Origin of the sequence: Citrobacter sp. R4 (assembly GCF_026719175.1) — a bacterium.
Lineage (GTDB): Bacteria > Pseudomonadota > Gammaproteobacteria > Enterobacterales > Enterobacteriaceae > Citrobacter_A > Citrobacter_A sedlakii.
In genome coordinates, this window is sequence record NZ_JAPPSU010000040.1 from 1 (window position 1) to 2089 (window position 2089).

Sequence of the window (2089 nt, forward strand, 5' to 3'; positions counted from 1 at the left end):
AGTACCAGCGTACGGCCCACAGAATGATGTCACGCTGAAAATGCCGGCCTTTGAATGGGTTCATGTGCAGCTCCATCAGCAAAAGGGGATGATAAGTTTATCACCACCGACTATTTGCAACAGTGCCGACAGAAATGCCTCGACTTCGCTGCTGCCCAAGGTTGCCGGGTGACGCACACCGTGGAAACGGATGAAGGCACGAACCCAGTTGACATAAGCCTGTTCGGTTCGTAAACTGTAATGCAAGTAGCGTATGCGCTCACGCAACTGGTCCAGAACCTTGACCGAACGCAGCGGTGGTAACGGCGCAGTGGCGGTTTTCATGGCTTGTTATGACTGTTTTTTTGTACAGTCTATGCCTCGGGCATCCAAGCAGCAAGCGCGTTACGCCGTGGGTCGATGTTTGATGTTATGGAGCAGCAACGATGTTACGCAGCAGGGCAGTCGCCCTAAAACAAAGTTAGCCATATGAACTCGGAATCAGTACGCATTTATCTCGTTGCTGCGATGGGAGCCAATCGGGTTATTGGCAATGGTCCTAATATCCCCTGGAAAATTCCGGGTGAGCAGAAGATTTTTCGCAGACTCACTGAGGGAAAAGTCGTTGTCATGGGGCGAAAGACCTTTGAGTCTATCGGCAAGCCTCTACCGAACCGTCACACATTGGTAATCTCACGCCAAGCTAACTACCGCGCCACTGGCTGCGTAGTTGTTTCAACGCTGTCGCACGCTATCGCTTTGGCATCCGAACTCGGCAATGAACTCTACGTCGCGGGCGGAGCTGAGATATACACTCTGGCACTACCTCACGCCCACGGCGTGTTTCTATCTGAGGTACATCAAACCTTCGAGGGTGACGCCTTCTTCCCAATGCTCAACGAAACAGAATTCGAGCTTGTCTCAACCGAAACCATTCAAGCTGTAATTCCGTACACCCACTCCGTTTATGCGCGTCGAAACGGCTAACCATTCCGTCAACGGGACGCCAAAATGCTGCGCATTTTGGTTCCCTCCGCTGCGCTCCGGCTCTCGTTACGTCCAACGTTAGCACCACTGAAACCCAGCTTTATTTAGCTCATGTTTATTCAAACGGCATTTAGCTTTTCAGGCGTTATTCAGTGCCTGTTTTGCCTTTTTTCCGGGCTTCGCCTGCATGGGCTGCGCAGGTTTTCAGTCTTTTTGGCCTCTAGCCCTTGCGTAGCAAGCGCAAGCAGCTATCGTTTTTGCAGTGCTGTGCCGCCTCGGTGGCGCAGCGTTTTTTCACGGTTAGCGCCCGTCGCCAAATTCAAGTTATCCGTTTTGGCTTCTGGTTCTAACATTTCGGTCAAGCCGACCCGCATTCTGCGGTCGGCTTACCTCGCCCGTTAGACATCATGAGGGAAGCGGTGACCATCGAAATTTCGAACCAACTATCAGAGGTGCTAAGCGTCATTGAGCGCCATCTGGAATCAACGTTGCTGGCCGTGCATTTGTACGGCTCCGCAGTGGATGGCGGCCTGAAGCCATACAGCGATATTGATTTGTTGGTTACTGTGGCCGTAAAGCTTGATGAAACGACGCGGCGAGCATTGCTCAATGATCTTATGGAGGCTTCGGCTTTCCCTGGCGAGAGCGAGACGCTCCGCGCTATAGAAGTCACCCTTGTCGTGCATGACGACATCATCCCGTGGCGTTATCCGGCTAAGCGCGAGCTGCAATTTGGAGAATGGCAGCGCAATGACATTCTTGCGGGTATCTTCGAGCCAGCCATGATCGACATTGATCTAGCTATCCTGCTTACAAAAGCAAGAGAACATAGCGTTGCCTTGGTAGGTCCGGCAGCGGAGGAATTCTTTGACCCGGTTCCTGAACAGGATCTATTCGAGGCGCTGAGGGAAACCTTGAAGCTATGGAACTCGCAGCCCGACTGGGCCGGCGATGAGCGAAATGTAGTGCTTACGTTGTCCCGCATTTGGTACAGCGGGCACTGTTGCAAAGTTAGCGATGAGGCAGCCTTTTGTCTTATTCAAAGGCCTTACATTTCAAAAACTCTGCTTACCAGGCGCATTTCGCCCAGGGGATCACCATAATAAAATGCTGAGGCCTGGCC

Annotated in this window: 2 protein-coding genes and 3 pseudogenes; 3 read left to right on the plus strand and 2 right to left on the minus strand. The window is 52.2% G+C overall.

Annotated features, from left to right (window positions below):
* Positions 1 to 120: 120 nt before the first annotated feature.
* Positions 121 to 324, minus strand: a pseudogene (locus OOJ60_RS24375) (phage integrase N-terminal SAM-like domain-containing protein); the annotation flags it as partial.
* A 144-nt stretch (positions 325 to 468) separates the two neighbouring features.
* Between OOJ60_RS24375 and dfrA12 the strand changes: the two are divergent.
* From dfrA12 to OOJ60_RS24390, 3 genes and pseudogenes are all read left to right on the plus strand, one after another.
* On the plus strand, positions 469 to 966 hold the full coding sequence (gene dfrA12, locus OOJ60_RS24380) for a trimethoprim-resistant dihydrofolate reductase DfrA12 (protein ID WP_001083725.1): 498 nt from the start codon (positions 469 to 471) through the stop codon (positions 964 to 966).
* A gap of 111 nt (positions 967 to 1077) precedes the next feature.
* Positions 1078 to 1368, plus strand: coding sequence for a DUF1010 domain-containing protein (locus tag OOJ60_RS24385; protein ID WP_001336345.1), 291 nt, complete (start codon positions 1078 to 1080; stop codon positions 1366 to 1368).
* A gap of 5 nt (positions 1369 to 1373) precedes the next feature.
* Positions 1374 to 1982 (plus strand): annotated as a pseudogene (locus OOJ60_RS24390) (AadA family aminoglycoside 3''-O-nucleotidyltransferase); the annotation flags it as partial.
* A gap of 32 nt (positions 1983 to 2014) precedes the next feature.
* On the opposite strand, the pseudogene OOJ60_RS24395 reads toward OOJ60_RS24390, so the two are convergent.
* Positions 2015 to 2089 (minus strand): annotated as a pseudogene (locus tag OOJ60_RS24395) (IS6 family transposase); the annotation flags it as partial.